Origin of the sequence: Photorhabdus laumondii subsp. laumondii (genome assembly GCF_003343245.1) — a bacterium.
Taxonomy (GTDB): domain Bacteria; phylum Pseudomonadota; class Gammaproteobacteria; order Enterobacterales; family Enterobacteriaceae; genus Photorhabdus; species Photorhabdus laumondii.
On the sequence record NZ_CP024901.1, the window covers coordinates 1,522,813 to 1,539,631 of the forward strand.

A 16,819-nucleotide genomic window follows, 5' to 3' on the forward strand; every position below is an offset into this window, starting at 1 on the left:
GCAATTGTGTATTAGGCATAAAGTTGTCGGATATTGTAGTCATTTGCAGGAGCAGTGACCAGACTGTTAAACAGGATATTCTCTACCGGAGAATTAAAAATTCGGTACACTGTACTAATCAATGGGTTAATAGCATGGTTGATATGAATAATTCACAACAGATTTTTGATGTAGTGGTGGTCGGTGCTGGCATGATCGGCGCTGCAACAGCATTGGGGTTGGCACAGGAAGGTTGGACAGTTGCTTTATTGGATCATCAACCACCACAATCTTATGATGCACAGAGTCAGCCTGATGTGCGTGTATCAGCAATCAGTTGTGCTTCTGTAGATTTGCTCAAACAACTTGGCGCATGGGATGCGGTATTACAGATGCGCAGTGCGCCGTATCGTACATTAGAGACTTGGGAACAGAATGATTCTAATTTGGTGTTTGATGCTCAAAGTTTAGGGCTGCCTGAGTTGGGCTATATGGTTGAAAACCGTATCTTGCAACTGGCTCTGTGGCAGCAGTTTGAAAAATATCCCAATTTGACTTTGCTATGCCCGGCAGTATTGCAAGCAATGCAGTGGCAGAAAGTGGGTTGGTTAGTGACTCTGGCTGATGGAACGGAGATGGCTGCTCGTTTGATTGTCGGGGCTGATGGTGCTCGTTCTCAGGTTCGGCAAATGGCAGGAATTGGCAGTCGTGGCTGGCAGTACAGACAGTCTTGTATGTTGATCACGGTAAAAACAGAACAGCCCCAGCAGGATATTACTTGGCAGCAGTTTTTTCCTTCTGGCCCGAGAGCGTTTCTTCCACTGTTTGATCAATGGGCTTCGCTGGTGTGGTACGACAAACCGGCACGCATACGACAATTACAGGCAATGTCAATGGCTCAACTTGAACAGGAGATTTTCCAGGCATTTCCTATACGGTTAGGTAAAGTGACTCCCGTTGCCGCCGGTTCATTTCCTTTGACTCGTCATCATGCTAACAGTTATGTGCGTGAAGGATTAGTATTGTTGGGGGATGCAGCTCATACCATTAATCCGCTGGCCGGGCAAGGCGTAAATCTTGGTTATCGGGATGTGAATACTCTGCTTGATGTTTTGGTGAAGGCGAGAGAATTAACAGAGCAGTGGGATTCATTGGAAGTATTGATGCGTTATCAGCGTCGTAGAATGCCGGATAACCGAATGATGCAAGCTGGAATGGATCTATTTTACACCGTGTTCAGTAATGAATTGCCAGGGCTGAAAGTTGCTCGTAATCTGGCGCTGATGGCAGCTCAACGGGCTGGCGTAATGAAAAAAACGGTGCTTAAGTATGCGTTAGGATTGTAACGTATAGATTGGTAGTGAAGCTCACAAGCACGTCGTAAATCTATATTAATTATGACGTGGATAATTTGTTTTTCTTTATATGCAGTAATTAACAAGCAAGCAAGAAAAGATAGGGGGCTGGAAAGCAAAAGACACCTCTCGGTGGCCCTCTACATCAAAAGATATTCTACCTGTATATTCTTTTTCTATTCTTTCTGTGGATTTTTTCAACATATCACTTCACGTAACACATTGATAAATATGGCTGGGGTACCAGGATTCGAACCTGGGAATGCCGGAATCAGAATCCGGTGCCTTACCGCTTGGCGATACCCCAATAAGTGGTGGCTACGACGGGAATCGAACCTGTGACCCCAGCATTATGAGTGCTGTGCTCTAACCAGCTGAGCTACGTAGCCTTTTTTGATGTGAGAAAATCTATTAAAAAATACCAGTGATTGATATCCAGTGGCTGGGGTACCAGGATTCGAACCTGGGTATGCCAGGATCAAAACCTGGTGCCTTACCGCTTGGCGATACCCCAACTGAAAGTGGTCACTGTACAACATGTTGTCAGAATTGTGTTATCAGAATTATGGCTGGGGTACCAGGATTCGAACCTGGGTATGCCAGGATCAAAACCTGGTGCCTTACCGCTTGGCGATACCCCATCTGAATAACGACAACTCGATGAATGAATGGTGCGGGAGGCGAGACTTGAACTCGCACACCTTGCGGCGCCAGAACCTAAATCTGGTGCGTCTACCAATTTCGCCACTCCCGCAAAGATGGTGGCTACGACGGGAATCGAACCTGTGACCCCAGCATTATGAGTGCTGTGCTCTAACCAGCTGAGCTACGTAGCCATCTTTTTTGCATTACCTTCATCGGCGTTGCGGGGCGCATTATGCGTATATCAGTTAAATGCGTCAACTGCTTTTTTCTCGAAATCTGTTTAAAGTCGCTTGTTTGTTTGGCATGTAAGCATTTTGATGACAAAATCAACAAAAAATAACATTACCTTTCGAGTAAGTGTTGTAACAGAACACCATTAAGCATAGCACGTTTAGTCAGAGCGAAGGCGCCAATAGCAGAACAGTGGACTAATTCAGAAATAACGATCGGCAGATCTTGACGAAATTCTTTCAGGACCTGAGAGTTGATACAACTTTGAATAGCGGGTAAGAGTACTTTCTGAGCTTCAGTAATTTCTCCCGCCAGAACAACTTTCTGTGGATTAAATAAATTAATCGCGATAGAGATAGCTTTGCCGAGGTAATGGCCGACACTTTTTATGACTTCAGATGCTAGAGGATCATTTTGATTAGCAGCTTGGCAGATAGCTCTGATATTGCAATTATTTAATGTTAGCTGGCTTGGAAAACCTTGCTTTAATTGATGCTGAACTCGCGCTTCTATCGCTGAGTTAGCGGCGATAGTTTCCAGGCAGCCAAAATTGCCACAGTGACAACGTTCACCGAGTGGATCAATTTGAATATGACCAATTTCACCTAAGTTTCCTCTATTATTGAGAAGTATCTGGCTATTGATAATTACCCCGGCACCGGTACCCCGATGGATACGTACCAGTATTGAATCTTCACAATCACGGGTGGCACCGAAATAGTGTTCAGCTAATGCCAGGCTGCGGATATCATGACCAACAAAACAGCTAATGTTGAAATGTTTTTTCAGGTTATCGACCAGAGTCCAATTGGTTACTTTGATATGAGGCATATAACGGACGATGCCGGTATCTGGGTCAACTAATCCGGGCAGGATAACTGAGATGGCGATCAGTTCGCGGATTCTGTGTTGATTTTGCTGGATAAAATTTTCTATTGCGTTGATAAGTTGGTTTTCAACTTTTTGCTGAGTCGCTTCAGGCAGTGGATAATGTTCTTCAACCAATGCCTTGCCACTCATATCATAAAGAGCAAGAGTAGCATCATGGCGACCAAGGCGGACACCAACAGTATGGAAGTGACGATTTTCTGTAACGATGGAAATGGCACGGCGGCCTCCGGTAGAGGCTTGTTGATCGACTTCTTTAATCAAGCCGCGTTCAAGTAACTGACGAGTAATTTTAGTCACACTGGCTGGCGCAAGTTGACTTTGCTCAGCAATTTGAATGCGAGAGATTGGCCCTTGTTGATCAATCAACCGATATACCACGGCCCCGTTAAGTTGTTTTACAAGGTCAATATTACCAATTTGTTTTTGTGTGTTGTTATAACTCATCAGCTATTTAGTCCGTCAAAGTTCAGTTTCTTTTCCGTTAACGATGGTCGTGCAGATTTTAAGGTCGTGATTGAAAACACAGAGGTTAGCGATTTTCCCGGTTTCAACAGTGCCAAGATATTTATCAACACCAATTGCGCGGGCAGGGTAAAGAGTTGCCATCCTCAGTGCTTCATCCAATGCAATACCAACATGTTCAACGCTATTTTTAACGGCATCTATCATAGTGAGAGAGGAGCCACTTAAAACGCCGTTTTGATCAACACATAATCCGTTGCGATAGTATATGGTCTTACCCGCAAAGGTGAAATGTGCCATTTTACTGATGGCGGGATCAAGTCCTGCTGGGATGGTCGCATCCGTTACCAGAATTAATTTATCATTTTTCAAACGCTTAGTATTACGAATATTTGGCCATGAAACGTGTAAACCATCAGCGATGATGCCAGCATAGATTTCAGGTGTATCAAAGATAGCGCCAATCAAGCCGGGTTGGCGTCCCGAAATAGCTGGCATGGCATTATAAAGGTGGGTTGAGATAGTAATTCCGTTTTGGAATCCTTGTCGGGCCTCTTCATAACTGGCATTTGAATGACCGGCAGAAACAATAATACCGGCTTCTACCAACTGCTGAATATACTTTTGCTCAACCATTTCCGGTGCGAGGGTCAACTTAGTGATGACATCAGCGTTATTGCACAGGAAATTTATCATTTCAGATGTGGGCTTACGGATAAGCTCGGGATTATGAGTGCCTCTCTTTGCTGGGTTGAGATAAGGTCCTTCCAGATGCAAGCCTAAAGCCTGATGCTGATTATGTTTAAGATAAGTGCGCATTACCTCAACAGAGGCCATCATCAATTCGTCTGTGCTGGTAATCAGAGTCGGCAAATAGCTGGTGCAGCCAGAGCGTTCATTGGTTCTTTGCATGATATCCAGCGTTTTTTCTGAAATGTTTTCCAACTGATCGTTGAACTGAACACCACCACAACCATTCACTTGCAGATCAATAAAGCCGGGGCAAAGAATTGCACCATTTAGATCACGTTTTTCAATATGTTCGGGTAACTCTTGTGTTAGGCAAATTCGTTTAATTAAGCCGTCTGCAATGATAACGGCATGCTCATCTAGTCTATTGTGACCGGTATATATAATGCAGTTGGTTAAAGCATACATCTTAGCCTCCTATGGGATCGGGAGATGATGATTGAAGATAATGGCGGTAATCAGCCTGAGAGAGACATCAGGCTGCGTAGATTCTTATTTTTTGCTAGCGAATTCGCCGATAATATCTGCTTCCAGTTGATGGAAGTATTTGACTGTTTTTACCTTCAATTCCATTGTTGCTGGTTCGTCACAGACAATGATGGATTTAGGATGCATTTGCAGACAGCTTATTGTCCACATATGGTTAACATTGCCTTCAATTGCTGCCTGAATGGCTTGGGCCTTATTTAGACCCGTTGCGAGGATCATAATTTCTTCTGCATCCATTAACGTGCCTACACCTACGGTCAGGGCGTATTTAGGCACCTGATTAATATCATTATCGAAGAAGCGGGAGTTAGCCGTGCGGGTTTCTACGGTAAGTGTTTTAATGCGTGTACGGGAAGTCAGGGATGATGCGGGTTCATTGAAAGCAATATGACCGTCATTACCGACGCCCCCCATAAATAGATGAATCTGACCGTAAGATTTAATTTTGTCTTCATAACGTTGACATTCTGTTTCGACATCAGAAGCATTACCATTGAGCAGATTGATATTTTCCTTTGGAATATCAATGTGATCAAGGAAATTCTGGTGCATAAAATGGTGATAGCTTTGTGGATGATTTTCGGTGATACCGACATATTCGTCCATATTGAATGTCACGACATATTTAAAACTGACTTTCCCTGCTTTATGCAGAGCAATTAATTCCTTATAAGTTGCCAGTGGTGTACTGCCGGTTGGCAACCCCAAAATAAAAGGGTGCTCGGCGGTGGGGTTAAATGCATTGATTTTGCTAACGATATAGTGTGCGGACCATTTACCAACGTCACTTGCATTCGCTAGGGGGATCAGCCTCATAATTGCCTCTTAAAACAAGAAATTATAGCAGTTGGATAAATTAGTTGATTAACTAATCTTTTTATCGCGTGAATATTAAATCATTTTTATGAGCAGAGATATGCTGTACTTCATAGATATTTTTTATATTAAAATAAGATACAAAAAATAGCCAGAAAATTAATAGGATAAATGATGAATTTTACTGTTTTTGTCACTGATTCAGTCATCTTATTTTTGCAAGAAAAATAAAAGGGAACGAGAGATGAGTTCCCTTTTAAGTTCGAGGTGTTTTTAACTACGATCTTTTGTCTGGTCTATCTGAGGATAGCTGAGTACGTATCTGCCCGGCAATACTTTCTGCTTGGGGTCCCAATACCACTTGAACACTCTGCTTACCTATTTTCAGGATGCCTTTTGCACCTAATTGTTTTAACCGGTGTTCATCCAATTGTGTGTTGTCTTCAACGGTTAAACGGAGACGGGTAATGCAGGCATCTACGGCATGAATATTTTGTGCACCACCAAGAGCGGTAATGTAATGTTGAATTGTTTCGTTGTCTTGGGAGGCGGAAGTCGCTTGAGTTGTTTCTCCAATTTCGCGGCCTGGTGTACGTAAGTTAAAAATACGAATCATGAGGGTGAAGCAAACAAAATACAGTACAAAGAATAAGGCGATTAATGGGATTAACAACCACGGCTTGGTTGCCAGACCCCAGCTCAATACAAGGTCAATTAATCCGGCAGAGAATCCAAAGCCATGCAGAATACCCAATGAATTGACGATAACCATGCTAACACCAGCCAATATGGCATGCAGAACATATAAAGCTGGAGCCAGGAATAGGAATGAGAATTCTATTGGTTCAGTTATACCGGTTAAAAATGCGGTTAAAGCGACGGATAATAGCATCCCGCCAATCTGAGGACGACGTTCCTTTGGTGCTGCAAGATACATTGCCAATGCAGCGCCGGGCAAACCGCCCATAAAGATAGGATAAGCCCAGGCCATATAGATTCCGGCATGTGGATCACCGGCGAAGAAACGGTTCAAGTCGCCGCGGCTCATATCGGTGGCTATTTGGGTAATAGTAGAGCCATCAATACCTGGAACCGCTGCGCCGATGGTCAGAGAACGGACAATATCCGGTGCCAGGCAGATATTATGTACAGAACTGGCTAAGTCATAAGTAATTTTCAGACAGTCACCCAGACTAAACCAGAAAACAGAATGCAGGATATAGTGTAAACCAAATGGAATGAGAGAGCGGTTAAGCACACCATAAGTAAACCATCCGGCCATGCCGCTCTTTGATACTAAAAGGCTGAAAGTATCAATACCGTGCTGGACATATGGCCATACATAGCCACATATCCATGCAATGAACAGACAAATAATGCCGGTCATGATAGGGACTAATCGCTTACCGGCGAAGAAAGCGAGAAACTCTGGCAGACGTGTATTTGAAAAACGGTTATAACAATGACCGGCAACAATACCTGCGATAATACCTGCGAAAAAAGACATATTGATAGTCGAGTCTATGACTGACGTGGCTTTAGTGAGTACTAAAAAACCGACGACACCTGCCAGTGCGGCAGCGCCAGCATTATCTTTTGCTAAGCCTATTGCGATACCTAATGCAAATAGTAGCGGGAGGTTTTCAAAAATACCACCGCCAGCGCTGGCGATGAAAGGAATATTAAATACGTCGGGTTGGCCGAAACGTAGCAAAAGTGCTGCTACGGGAAGCGTGGCAATGGGAAGCATTAATGCTTTTCCCAATCGCTGCAAGTAATTGAATATACCCATAATGCTTACCTTATTTGTAGGAAATTTTATTGAAAAATAGCTCGCCATTAATAACAGCAATACAACTTATTTTTAGTTGAAAAATAATAAAAAGCTACACATAAGTGAGTAATTGTGATCACTGTAGCGATATTGTTTAAAATTGCATAAATTGAGTCATCTGTAGTAAATGGGTTCAAATAGTAAACGGGTTCAAATTTTTAACTGAATTAACTTAATAAGTTAATCGCGGGAAGATGTTGCTTCAAAACACGCTTTTGAAATTAAAGAGTTTATACCCGTCATCTTTCAAGTTGCCTCTTTGTTGGCTGCACTCACTCACCCCGGTCACATCGTTATCTATGCTCCCGGGGATTCGCTCCCTTGCCGCCGCGATGCATCTTGAAATCTATTGGGTATATAGCGTGATGTACAGACAAGAATAGATTTATTTTATTAGCATGATTGTAAATTTATTTTTAAATAAATACCTATTAGAATGGCAGTGTAATTTTGCTAAAATCCGGTAGTAAAATAGTTGAATTATCGAATTGATTCTAAAATTAACTTATTATTATTTTGTATTTTTTATATAAATTTCAATTTAGAACATCATAAATAGTGTTTTAATAATAAATTTGATATATATAATTATTTGTTTATATTTACAGAGTAAAAACATCAATCAATAGATAATTTGGAAATTTAAATTATAGACTTATTTTAATTTTATCAAATAGTCATTGGTAATAGATATAGTATCAATTATTTATTTTTTAAAATTGGATGATTGTTATTAGGTAATATTTGTTATGGTTGAATGAAATATGGGTTAAAAACCAGTCTTACGGGTTATTTCATTATCATAACTTACTCAATGTTCCTTTGTTTTCACGGATAATTATAATAAAGCGAGCTGTATTGTTGACATGTGCTACTGTTGAGTGTTTTTTCGCTCCAACTTTGTACTGAATCGCCATTTTACACGAACAAATGGTTGTTTCTCGGCACTGCTTGTTGGATTATAGGCGGTTATGTGACGCGTTTTTGGCATTATTGAGGTATAAAACAATGAGTGAGGCAGACGCCCGCCCGACAAACTTTATTCGTCAGATAATTGACGAAGATTTGGCAACTGGTAAACATACATCGGTACATACTCGTTTCCCGCCTGAACCCAATGGTTATCTGCATATTGGTCATGCAAAATCTATCTGTTTGAACTTCGGTGTTGCAAAGGACTATCAGGGGCAGTGTAATCTGCGCTTTGATGATACCAATCCAGTTAAGGAAGATGTTGAATACGTCGATTCTATTAAAAATGATGTTCAGTGGTTAGGTTTTGAGTGGAGCGGTGATATTCGCTACTCTTCTAATTATTTCGATACGCTGTATCAGTATGCTATTGAATTGATCAACAAAGGTCTGGCTTATGTTGATCAATTGAGTCCAGAAGAGATCCGTGAATATCGTGGTACGTTAAAAGAGCCGGGCAAAAATAGCCCATATCGTGACCGCACTATTGAAGAAAACTTGGTGTTGTTCGAAAAAATGCGTGCCGGTGAATTTGACGAAGGTAAAGCTTGTCTGCGCGCTAAAATTGATATGGCATCCCCTTTTATTGTGATGCGTGATCCGGTTTTGTACCGGATTAAATTTGCAGAGCATCATCAGTGTGGTAACAAATGGTGCATCTACCCAATGTACGATTTTACTCACTGTATTTCTGATGCGCTTGAAGGTATTACACATTCGCTGTGTACGCTGGAGTTCCAGGATAACCGCCGCCTGTACGACTGGGTGCTGGAAAATATCACCATTGATTGTCGTCCACGCCAATATGAATTCTCGCGTTTGAACCTTGAATATACGGTTATGTCTAAGCGTAAGCTGAATCTGCTGGTGGCAGATAAGATTGTTGAAGGTTGGGATGACCCACGTATGCCAACGATCTCAGGCTTGCGTCGTCGTGGTTATACTGCCGCGTCTATTCGTGAATTCTGTCGTCGTATTGGTGTCACCAAGCAGGATAATAATGTGGAAATGGCAGCATTGGAATCTTGTATCCGTGATGATCTGAACGAAAATGCGCCTCGCGCAATGGCTGTTCTTGATCCGGTCAGATTAGTGATCGAAAACATGCCAGAAGGGGAGCAGATTTTGAGTATGCCTAATCATCCGAACAAACCGGAGATGGGCAGCCGTGAAGTGCCATTTAGTCGTGAGATCTATATTGACCGAGCAGATTTCCGTGAAGAGGCGAATCGTCAATATAAGCGTCTGGTATTGGGTAAAGAAGTTCGTCTGCGTAACGCTTATATCATTAAAGCGGAGCGCGTTGAGAAAGATGCTGACGATAATATCACGACAATCTATTGCAGCTACGATGATCAAACGTTGAATAAAGATCCAGCGGATGGTCGGAAAGTGAAAGGTGTTATTCATTGGGTTAGTGCGGTTCATGCGGTTGCTGCTGAATTCCGTCTGTATGATCGTCTGTTCTGCGTGCCGAACCCAGGTGCGGAGGATGATTTTCTGGCGACAATCAACCCAGAATCACTGGTGATCCGTCAGGGCTTTGTTGAGCCAAGTTTAGCTGATGCTAAATCAGAACAAACTTATCAGTTTGAGCGTGAAGGTTATTTCTGTGCTGATAGTTGTCATTCCAGTGCAGAAAATCTGGTATTTAACCGTACCGCTGGCCTGCGTGATACTTGGGCAAAAATTTCTCAGGATTAATTGAGATAATGAACTGTACCTCACAAGTTGGACACTTAATCCAGCATTGAGGTGCAGTTTTTTTATGGCTAAATTTGTCATTACTAGAGAAGATTGAGTCATGGATAAACGAGGTGTCGGAATTACAGAATAAAGTCAAAGAGATTAATTATGTCATTTATGGGCATTTTCATTTCTCTTTTGGGAATAAATTATCTGCCATAAAATCGACAAAAGCTCTGACTTTAGGTAGTACCCAACGGTTAGATGGCCAGAGAACACGGAAGGTGCTTGAAGTACCCGCCCACTTATCCAAGATTGTTAACAATGTACCGCTAGCTAATGCTTGTTTAACGGTAAAATCAGGCAAACAGGCTATGCCGTGGCCTTGAATCGCCATGTGTAGCAGTGTTTCGACATGATTGCTGGTTATCTTTGCTTGAAGATGTATGTCTATTTCGGATCTTCCTAAGCATAGCGGCCATTTCTCTAAAAGGCCGGTAGTGGGAAAACGATGCATCAAGCAGGCGTGGTGTAGTAACTCTCTGGGGTGTGATGGTTTACCGTGTTGTGCAAAGTAACTTGGAGCGCCAACATAGATAAAACGGCTAGACCCTATACGTTTATTCATGAGTCGTGAATCGTTGAGTTCCCCGGTGCGAACCACGGCGTCGAAGCCTTCATCGATAACATCAACTAATCGATCACTAAAATCCAGTTCCAGCTCTATCTGTGGGTAACAAGTCACAAAAGCAGATAATACGGGTAACATCAGGTTACTGAGCAATGGCAAACTTACTCGCAGGCGGCCTTGAGGGGCAGAGATAGAGCTTAATAGTTCATGTTCCGCAGTGGAAATCTCGTCCAGGATGCGTTTACAGCGCTCAAGGAACAGTGTGCCTTCCGCCGTCAAACTGACACTACGGGTGCTACGTTGGAGCAGGCGGACACCTAATTTGTCCTCTAATCGGGATATGCTTTTGCTAACGGACGAAGGAGAGAGTCCGAGTTGCCGGGCTGCGGTTGCAAAACTACGAGCTTCGGCGACATGGATGAAGATCATGAATCCACTCAAATTATTCATTTGGGCCTCTTGGGATTTTTATTAGGTCACTATTGGTGACAAGAAAGTCACTTCAGAAGTGATTTTAGGTCTATTTATTCACTATTAGCGAATCTGTAGTATGAAATAAAATTTATCTTTATTTGGCTGCTATATAGCGGAAAGCCATACAGATTCAAGGCTGAAAGAAAATTGAAATGGTCATGAAAACCAAAATAGACATAGGATCGAACGTAAATAAAATTTCACTTGTCCTGACTGCTGGTCTTGTTGCCGCGTTTATCCCTTTGAATACAGTGCACAGTAGAACTGAGTTGGAGCATTAATATCTATATTCTTACCTACGGCTTTACAGCAATCTCTGTTAAGAGATTGATAGGGTTGCATAAACATAGAACTAATATTTTTGGCTTGAGAAGAGCTTGTATATCATCTATTTCATCGGTTGAATGTTACTAAAAGGGTTTATTATGGAACTCACTATCAATACTCAAAACGAGCTTAAAGAAGAGGCCGGTTATTTTTTATCTCCATTATGGCAAGATGTTTTCTCTAAAGTGTTATTGGAGGAGCTTAATTCGAATATATTTTTGGTCGCTTGCCGTTCTGGAGAGGCGGACCAGAATTTATTAAGAAAGTTTATGATCCAGCACCATTACTATTCACAATATTTCACCCGTTATCTGTGTTCATTGATGGGAGGTTTAGCAGATCAAAAAGATTTTATGCTGCTTTCTCATAATCTGTTGGAAGAGCTAACAGGAACCGATGCAGCAAAGATATCTCATGCAAAGTTATATAAAAAAGCGATGACGGCTATTAACGCTGTTCCTAAAAGTGACCCGATTCTTAACAGTACTCAACAACTGATTGATGCCATGTTTCGCCACTGCCGCAGTGATGATTCTCTAAGAGGGCTTGCGGCACTGTGTTTAGGTGCTGAGGCGATCGTACCTTTAGTTTATGGCCCAATTTTAGATGCCTTGCAATTAATAAAGGCACCTGATGATGCATTACATTTCTTTAGAATCCATGTTGAAGAGGATGAAGATCATGCAATTGCGATGAGAAAAATTATTGATCGAATGATTGAAGAGAAACCTTACCGAAGGGGGGATGTTATTGCGGTTGGTGAAGAAATGGTGCGTTTTCGCATTGGGATGCTTAATGAACTGTATCAAAGCAATATCAGGACAAATACAGATGTAACGATGCTTTTATCCGAGTGTGATTGAGATACTTTGTGTACATAATGACATGTACAGCAAAGGTACTTGATATAGTTTCTAGTGATGAAATATCAGCATAAAGCGTTGGTGGGGATATTTTTGGCAAAATAAGTAATACAAACGATCGTAATCATATATAATGTAATAATTATTGGATTGAACTCGTATGATGTCAAAAATAAAAAAACGAAATTAGTAATTATTGATTCTATTGAATGGAAAGTTAAATTTAGATGTAAATATTGTTGGACAATAAATTATTCAACTAATATTGGAAAAGGTCGAGAAGAAATACTATATTAGAGAATATGTCGTTGTTGTGAATAGTTTCGGTCAAATTTCTTCGATGGCAATAGGTAAAGTTCTAAAACCTAAGTAAGTGATATTTCTCCTGAAATTCTCGATAAATATGAAAGAAATAAAAATTTCCAGATGGGATTTTAGAAATTGTTAATTATGCTCTATGGATTTCAAGATGGATCGCGACGGCAAGGGAGCGAATCCCCGGGAGCATAGATAACTCTGTGACCGGGGGTGAGAGAGTGCAGCCAACAAAGAGGCAACTTGAAAGATAACGGGTATATACATCCAGTAATTAGAGTTAATTATGGCGAAGGTAAAATATTGTGAATGGAGGTTTTTATGAAAATACGGTTATTGCAATTATAAAAAGATTGATTCTTGCTGAATCTCCCGATGTCTCTGAGTTTGAACGCATGGAGTGGTTCTTTAACATTCACAAAGATGTGTTCCCACCAACTCACTTTCAGTTCACCGGTATTTTTACTAAGAATTTAGGATACCTCTTTTTTAGAATTAAGCTACGACGTAAGAGTTATACCCAATGGATTTCAAGATGCATCGCGGCGGCAAGGGAGCGAATCCCCGGGAGCATAGATAACTATGTGACCGGGGTGAGGGAGTGCAGCCAACAAAGAAGCAACTTGAAAGATAACGGGTATATTATTGTTATGACAGTATGAGAGGGATATTATCAGAATATTGTTTATTACATTAAGGAAACGATAAAGAATACCTTGTTTAGTGTAGTGTGATATAAGATAAATGAATTCGTTTCTGTTGGATATGATGATTTATTTTAAATATTAAAAAATAGTGAAATTTTTGATGTTATTTTTTTGAGCTCTCATTTTTATTTATTCTTGAAAGATAACGGATATATAAGCGTTTCCTTAAAGAAGTGAGAAAGTATCACAATTACTCAGGAAAAAGAGTTGTGGAGCTTAACTGCCAGGGAAATGAAACGGTGTTTAGTGAATGATACATAGAACATGGTTATAACTATTTTGTTTTATATGAGGAGCGAGGAAAAGGAGATAATTCACAGATATATAAATTTTTTAATTAATATATACCCTATGGATTTCAAGATGTATCGCGACGGCAAGGGAGCGAATCCCCGGGAGCATAGATAACTCTGTGACCGGGGTGAGAGAGTGCAGCCAACAAAGAGGCAACTTGAAAGATAACGGGTATATTTGGTCTGAAATATTTATTGCTATTAATCATTATTAAGGAGAGTATATTTTGACTTCGGAAAATATTTCTGTATCACCTGTTGCCATCGTTGGTGGTGGACCCGTTGGTCTAATGTTGGCTTTATTTTTGGATTTATATGGTGTTCGTTCCGTTATCTTTAATTTGGAAGAAGAGACCCGATGGCAGCCTAAAGGCAGTACCCATAGTGCCCGTATTATGGAGCATTTTCGTCGTGTAGGCATATCTCAGCCTATTCGGTCATTAGGCGTGCCAAAAGAGTTCCCTTTGGACGTATCATATTTTACCAAGTTTAATGGATGGGAGCTTGCACGGATTACGTTACCGTCGGAAATGGAGAAAATGTCTATGCGCGAAAATGCGGCTTCGACAGATCCCGTTCCAGAACCCATAATACGTGCAAATCAAATGTATGTTGAAAGGTTTCTACTACAACATGCAAAGAGTCGTCCAAATATTACAATAAGATATGGCTGGCGCGTTAAAGATTTTGTCCAGTATAAAGATGAAGTAAAACTTTATGCGGAGCATATTGATGGAAAGTATGCAGATGAAGTTTGGCAAGCTGCATATATGGTTGGGTGTGATGGCGGACAGAGCTTTGTTCGATCTAAGCTTGGTATAGTTTACGAAGGAACCGTTGAAGCTAAGGCAGGTTTTCTAACGGGTGGAATGGTTTCCAGTTATATCCGTGTTCCTGGAATTCACCAGGGATTATTACGAGACAAAAAATCCTGGATATACAATATTATTTCACCTAGGGAAAATATGTTATTTATCTGCCTGGACGGTAAAGATGATTTTTTATTTGTGACTCAGAGTAAGGATGGGAAAGTTATCGATGATTTGGAAGTCGTTCGCATAGCGCAGGCAGGAATAGGTTCAGATGCTGAGGTATTAGTCCTTGGCAATACGATATGGAAAGGCGGTGTTGCTCTCGTTGCTGATAAATATTCTGAGGGTAGGGTATATTTAGCAGGAGATTCTATTCACTTATTTGCTCCCACCGGTGGTTTTGGTATGCATACAGGGATCGACGATGCTAGCAATTTAGCTTGGAAAATTGTTGCGTCTATAAATGGCTGGGCAGGTAATGCGTTAATGGATTCTTATGAAAGCGAGCGTCGTCCAATTGCATGGAGAAATACTGCCGCTGCACGTTCTTATACACGGCAGACAGCATCACTATATGTGCCTGCAAATTTAGAGGATGCGGATTATGCGGGTGATCTGGCGCGTGAAAAGATTAATATTGAGTTAAGTCATTTTCTCTGTCAATTTACTTCTATCGGTGTGGAACTTGGTGCCCGATATGATAGTTCTTCTCATATTATTAATAGCGATCCCGTACCGGATGATGATTGGCTTAATTATAAACCAAGTAGTGTACCCGGAGGGAGATTGCCGCACTTATGGCTCACACCTATTTCTGGCACTAAAGTATCTCTGTTCGATATTTTAGGCTCCGGGTTTAGTTTGCTTCGGGTAGGATCTCATTTTCCCGATATATCTGAATTATTAGCTCAGGCATATCAACGTAAAATTCCGGTCAAGATTATTGATCTTCCCGGTCATGATGCTTGGCAATTATATCAAACCAGGCTCCTTTTAGTGCGTCCTGACCAATATATTGCTTGGAGAGGTGATAGGGTTCCTGACAACATAAGTTCAATTTTGGATAAAATTGTCGGTAGGTAAGTAAGGGATGATTTTCTGGGATGAAGATATTAACGCTAATGAAATAGGGTTAATAATATAATGGTTAACTAATACATCTGGTGCGCATATAAAAAAGTCAGCGAGCAGTCGAAATATTATTGGGGTTTGGTGTTAGCACATTAAGAAAAGCGCGCTTGTGGAAAGTGTATATACCCAATGGATTTCAAGATGCATCGCGACGGCAAGGGAGTGAATCCCCGGGAGCATAGCTAACTATGTGACCGGGGTGAGTGAGTGCAGCCAACAAAGAGGCAGTTTGAAAGATGACGGGTATAGATAACGATGTGACCGGGGTGAGCGAGTGTAGCCAACAAAGAGGCAACTTGAAAGATAACGGATATAGAACGATAATATAGTTCAACCACCACTGTTATTACGTAGAATGATGCAGTTAATATTATAAAAAAACTTATCGGTAATTTTGATGGCACTTTTTGTGCGTTTGTCAGAAATTACCAGCATATGACATGGTATTGCTAGGATAATTAGATAAGATAGGCCGAAATGGTAACTAAGATAAAATATGTTGAGTATTATTTCAAGATGGTTAAAAAATACAAACTTTACAATGAACTACAATATTAGAGGTAATTATAGTGAAAAAAACGTTTTTCTCATCTGGAGACTTTGGTAAAGTTCCCGGAGAATTAATTGAAGATAAGCCTACTCAATTGATTCATGAAAATGTATTGAACTCTGAAGTGAGTCAAGATTTGAATTTCTCAAATGAAAGGCGCCATAAAGTGGCTATGGTTAATTTACCTAGTAAAGTTCTCAGTATGACTCTGGGAGGGTTACAACCTGGACAATCGACCCGTAAACACAGACACAGTTATGAAACTATAATATATATCGTTAATGGGGAGGGGTATTCACTCATTGGTGAACAACATATTTCATGGAAAGCCGGTGATGCGATATATGTTCCTGTATGGGCATGGCATCAACATGTCAATAGTAGTGCTATTAATGAAGTATTCTATATTGCATGTGAGAATGCCCCAATGTTGCAAAACTTAGGTCTTGCTGTTCGTGAAGAGCTTTGAATTTAAGTAAGTGTAGGTTTTATAGATTGTATTTAAAAACAGATAATGTTTTCACCGGGATAGATGTTATTAGCAATATCCCGGTGGTATATATATATTAATTTCATCTCAATTATTGAATTTTTTATTCAGTTAAA

At 40.8% G+C, this 16,819-nt stretch carries 11 protein-coding genes and 6 tRNA genes; 6 read left to right on the forward strand and 11 right to left on the reverse strand.

The features are described from left to right. The first annotated feature begins 143 nt into the window (after positions 1-143). Positions 144-1,325 carry a 3-demethoxyubiquinol 3-hydroxylase gene (gene ubiF / locus PluTT01m_RS06750; RefSeq protein ID WP_011145637.1) on the forward strand — a complete coding sequence of 394 codons (1,182 nt, stop codon included), beginning with the start codon at positions 144-146 and terminating at the stop codon, positions 1,323-1,325. Between the two features lie 241 nt (positions 1,326-1,566). Here the strand turns inward: ubiF and PluTT01m_RS06755 are convergent. The 10 genes from PluTT01m_RS06755 to nagE all read right to left on the reverse strand — a co-directional run bounded on the left by PluTT01m_RS06755 (position 1,567) and on the right by nagE (position 7,410). Continuing rightward, positions 1,567-1,641 (reverse strand) — tRNA-Gln (locus PluTT01m_RS06755). 5 nt (positions 1,642-1,646) lie between these two features. After that, a tRNA-Met gene (locus PluTT01m_RS06760) sits at positions 1,647-1,723 on the reverse strand. Positions 1,724-1,773: 50 nt separating this feature from the next. Next, positions 1,774-1,848, reverse strand: a tRNA-Gln gene (locus PluTT01m_RS06765). 52 nt (positions 1,849-1,900) lie between these two features. Beyond that, positions 1,901-1,975, reverse strand: a tRNA-Gln gene (locus tag PluTT01m_RS06770). Positions 1,976-2,003: 28 nt separating this feature from the next. Continuing rightward, positions 2,004-2,088 (reverse strand) — tRNA-Leu (locus PluTT01m_RS06775). A 5-nt stretch (positions 2,089-2,093) separates the two neighbouring features. Next, positions 2,094-2,170 (reverse strand) — tRNA-Met (locus tag PluTT01m_RS06780). Between the two features lie 151 nt (positions 2,171-2,321). Continuing rightward, positions 2,322-3,545, reverse strand: coding sequence for a DNA-binding transcriptional regulator NagC (gene nagC / locus PluTT01m_RS06785; protein ID WP_011145638.1), 1,224 nt, complete (start codon positions 3,543-3,545; stop codon positions 2,322-2,324). Between the two features lie 15 nt (positions 3,546-3,560). Further along, entirely contained in the window at positions 3,561-4,721 is a 1,161-nt protein-coding gene (nagA, locus tag PluTT01m_RS06790) for an N-acetylglucosamine-6-phosphate deacetylase (protein ID WP_011145639.1), read from the reverse strand. Between the two features lie 84 nt (positions 4,722-4,805). Continuing rightward, positions 4,806-5,618: a glucosamine-6-phosphate deaminase gene (gene nagB, locus PluTT01m_RS06795; protein WP_011145640.1), complete on the reverse strand. Its 813-nt coding sequence runs from the start codon at positions 5,616-5,618 to the stop codon at positions 4,806-4,808. A gap of 277 nt (positions 5,619-5,895) precedes the next feature. Further along, positions 5,896-7,410: an N-acetylglucosamine-specific PTS transporter subunit IIBC gene (gene nagE / locus PluTT01m_RS06800; RefSeq protein WP_011145641.1), complete on the reverse strand. Its 1,515-nt coding sequence runs from the start codon at positions 7,408-7,410 to the stop codon at positions 5,896-5,898. 1,050 nt (positions 7,411-8,460) lie between these two features. Here nagE and glnS point away from each other — a divergent pair. Then, complete coding sequence (glnS, locus tag PluTT01m_RS06805; RefSeq protein WP_011145642.1) at positions 8,461-10,128, forward strand: glutamine--tRNA ligase; 1,668 nt, start codon at positions 8,461-8,463, stop codon at positions 10,126-10,128. Between the two features lie 169 nt (positions 10,129-10,297). Here glnS and PluTT01m_RS06810 read toward each other — a convergent pair whose 3' ends face one another. Then, positions 10,298-11,191 carry a LysR family transcriptional regulator gene (locus tag PluTT01m_RS06810; RefSeq protein WP_011145643.1) on the reverse strand — a complete coding sequence of 298 codons (894 nt, stop codon included), beginning with the start codon at positions 11,189-11,191 and terminating at the stop codon, positions 10,298-10,300. 449 nt (positions 11,192-11,640) lie between these two features. Here PluTT01m_RS06810 and PluTT01m_RS06815 point away from each other — a divergent pair, with 449 nt between their 5' ends. From PluTT01m_RS06815 to PluTT01m_RS06830, 4 genes are all read left to right on the forward strand, one after another. Beyond that, positions 11,641-12,405, forward strand: coding sequence for an iron-containing redox enzyme family protein (locus PluTT01m_RS06815; protein WP_011145644.1), 765 nt, complete (start codon positions 11,641-11,643; stop codon positions 12,403-12,405). Positions 12,406-13,025: 620 nt separating this feature from the next. Beyond that, a complete protein-coding gene (locus PluTT01m_RS26575; RefSeq protein ID WP_041379982.1) occupies positions 13,026-13,382 on the forward strand; it encodes a hypothetical protein in 357 nt (118 codons plus the stop codon). Positions 13,383-13,947: 565 nt separating this feature from the next. Further along, on the forward strand, positions 13,948-15,615 hold the full coding sequence (locus PluTT01m_RS06820; RefSeq protein ID WP_011145645.1) for an FAD-dependent oxidoreductase: 1,668 nt from the start codon (positions 13,948-13,950) through the stop codon (positions 15,613-15,615). 617 nt (positions 15,616-16,232) lie between these two features. Continuing rightward, positions 16,233-16,682 (forward strand): cupin domain-containing protein, encoded by a 450-nt coding sequence (locus tag PluTT01m_RS06830; RefSeq protein ID WP_011145646.1) that lies wholly within the window; start codon positions 16,233-16,235, stop codon positions 16,680-16,682. Positions 16,683-16,819: the final 137 nt, after the last annotated feature.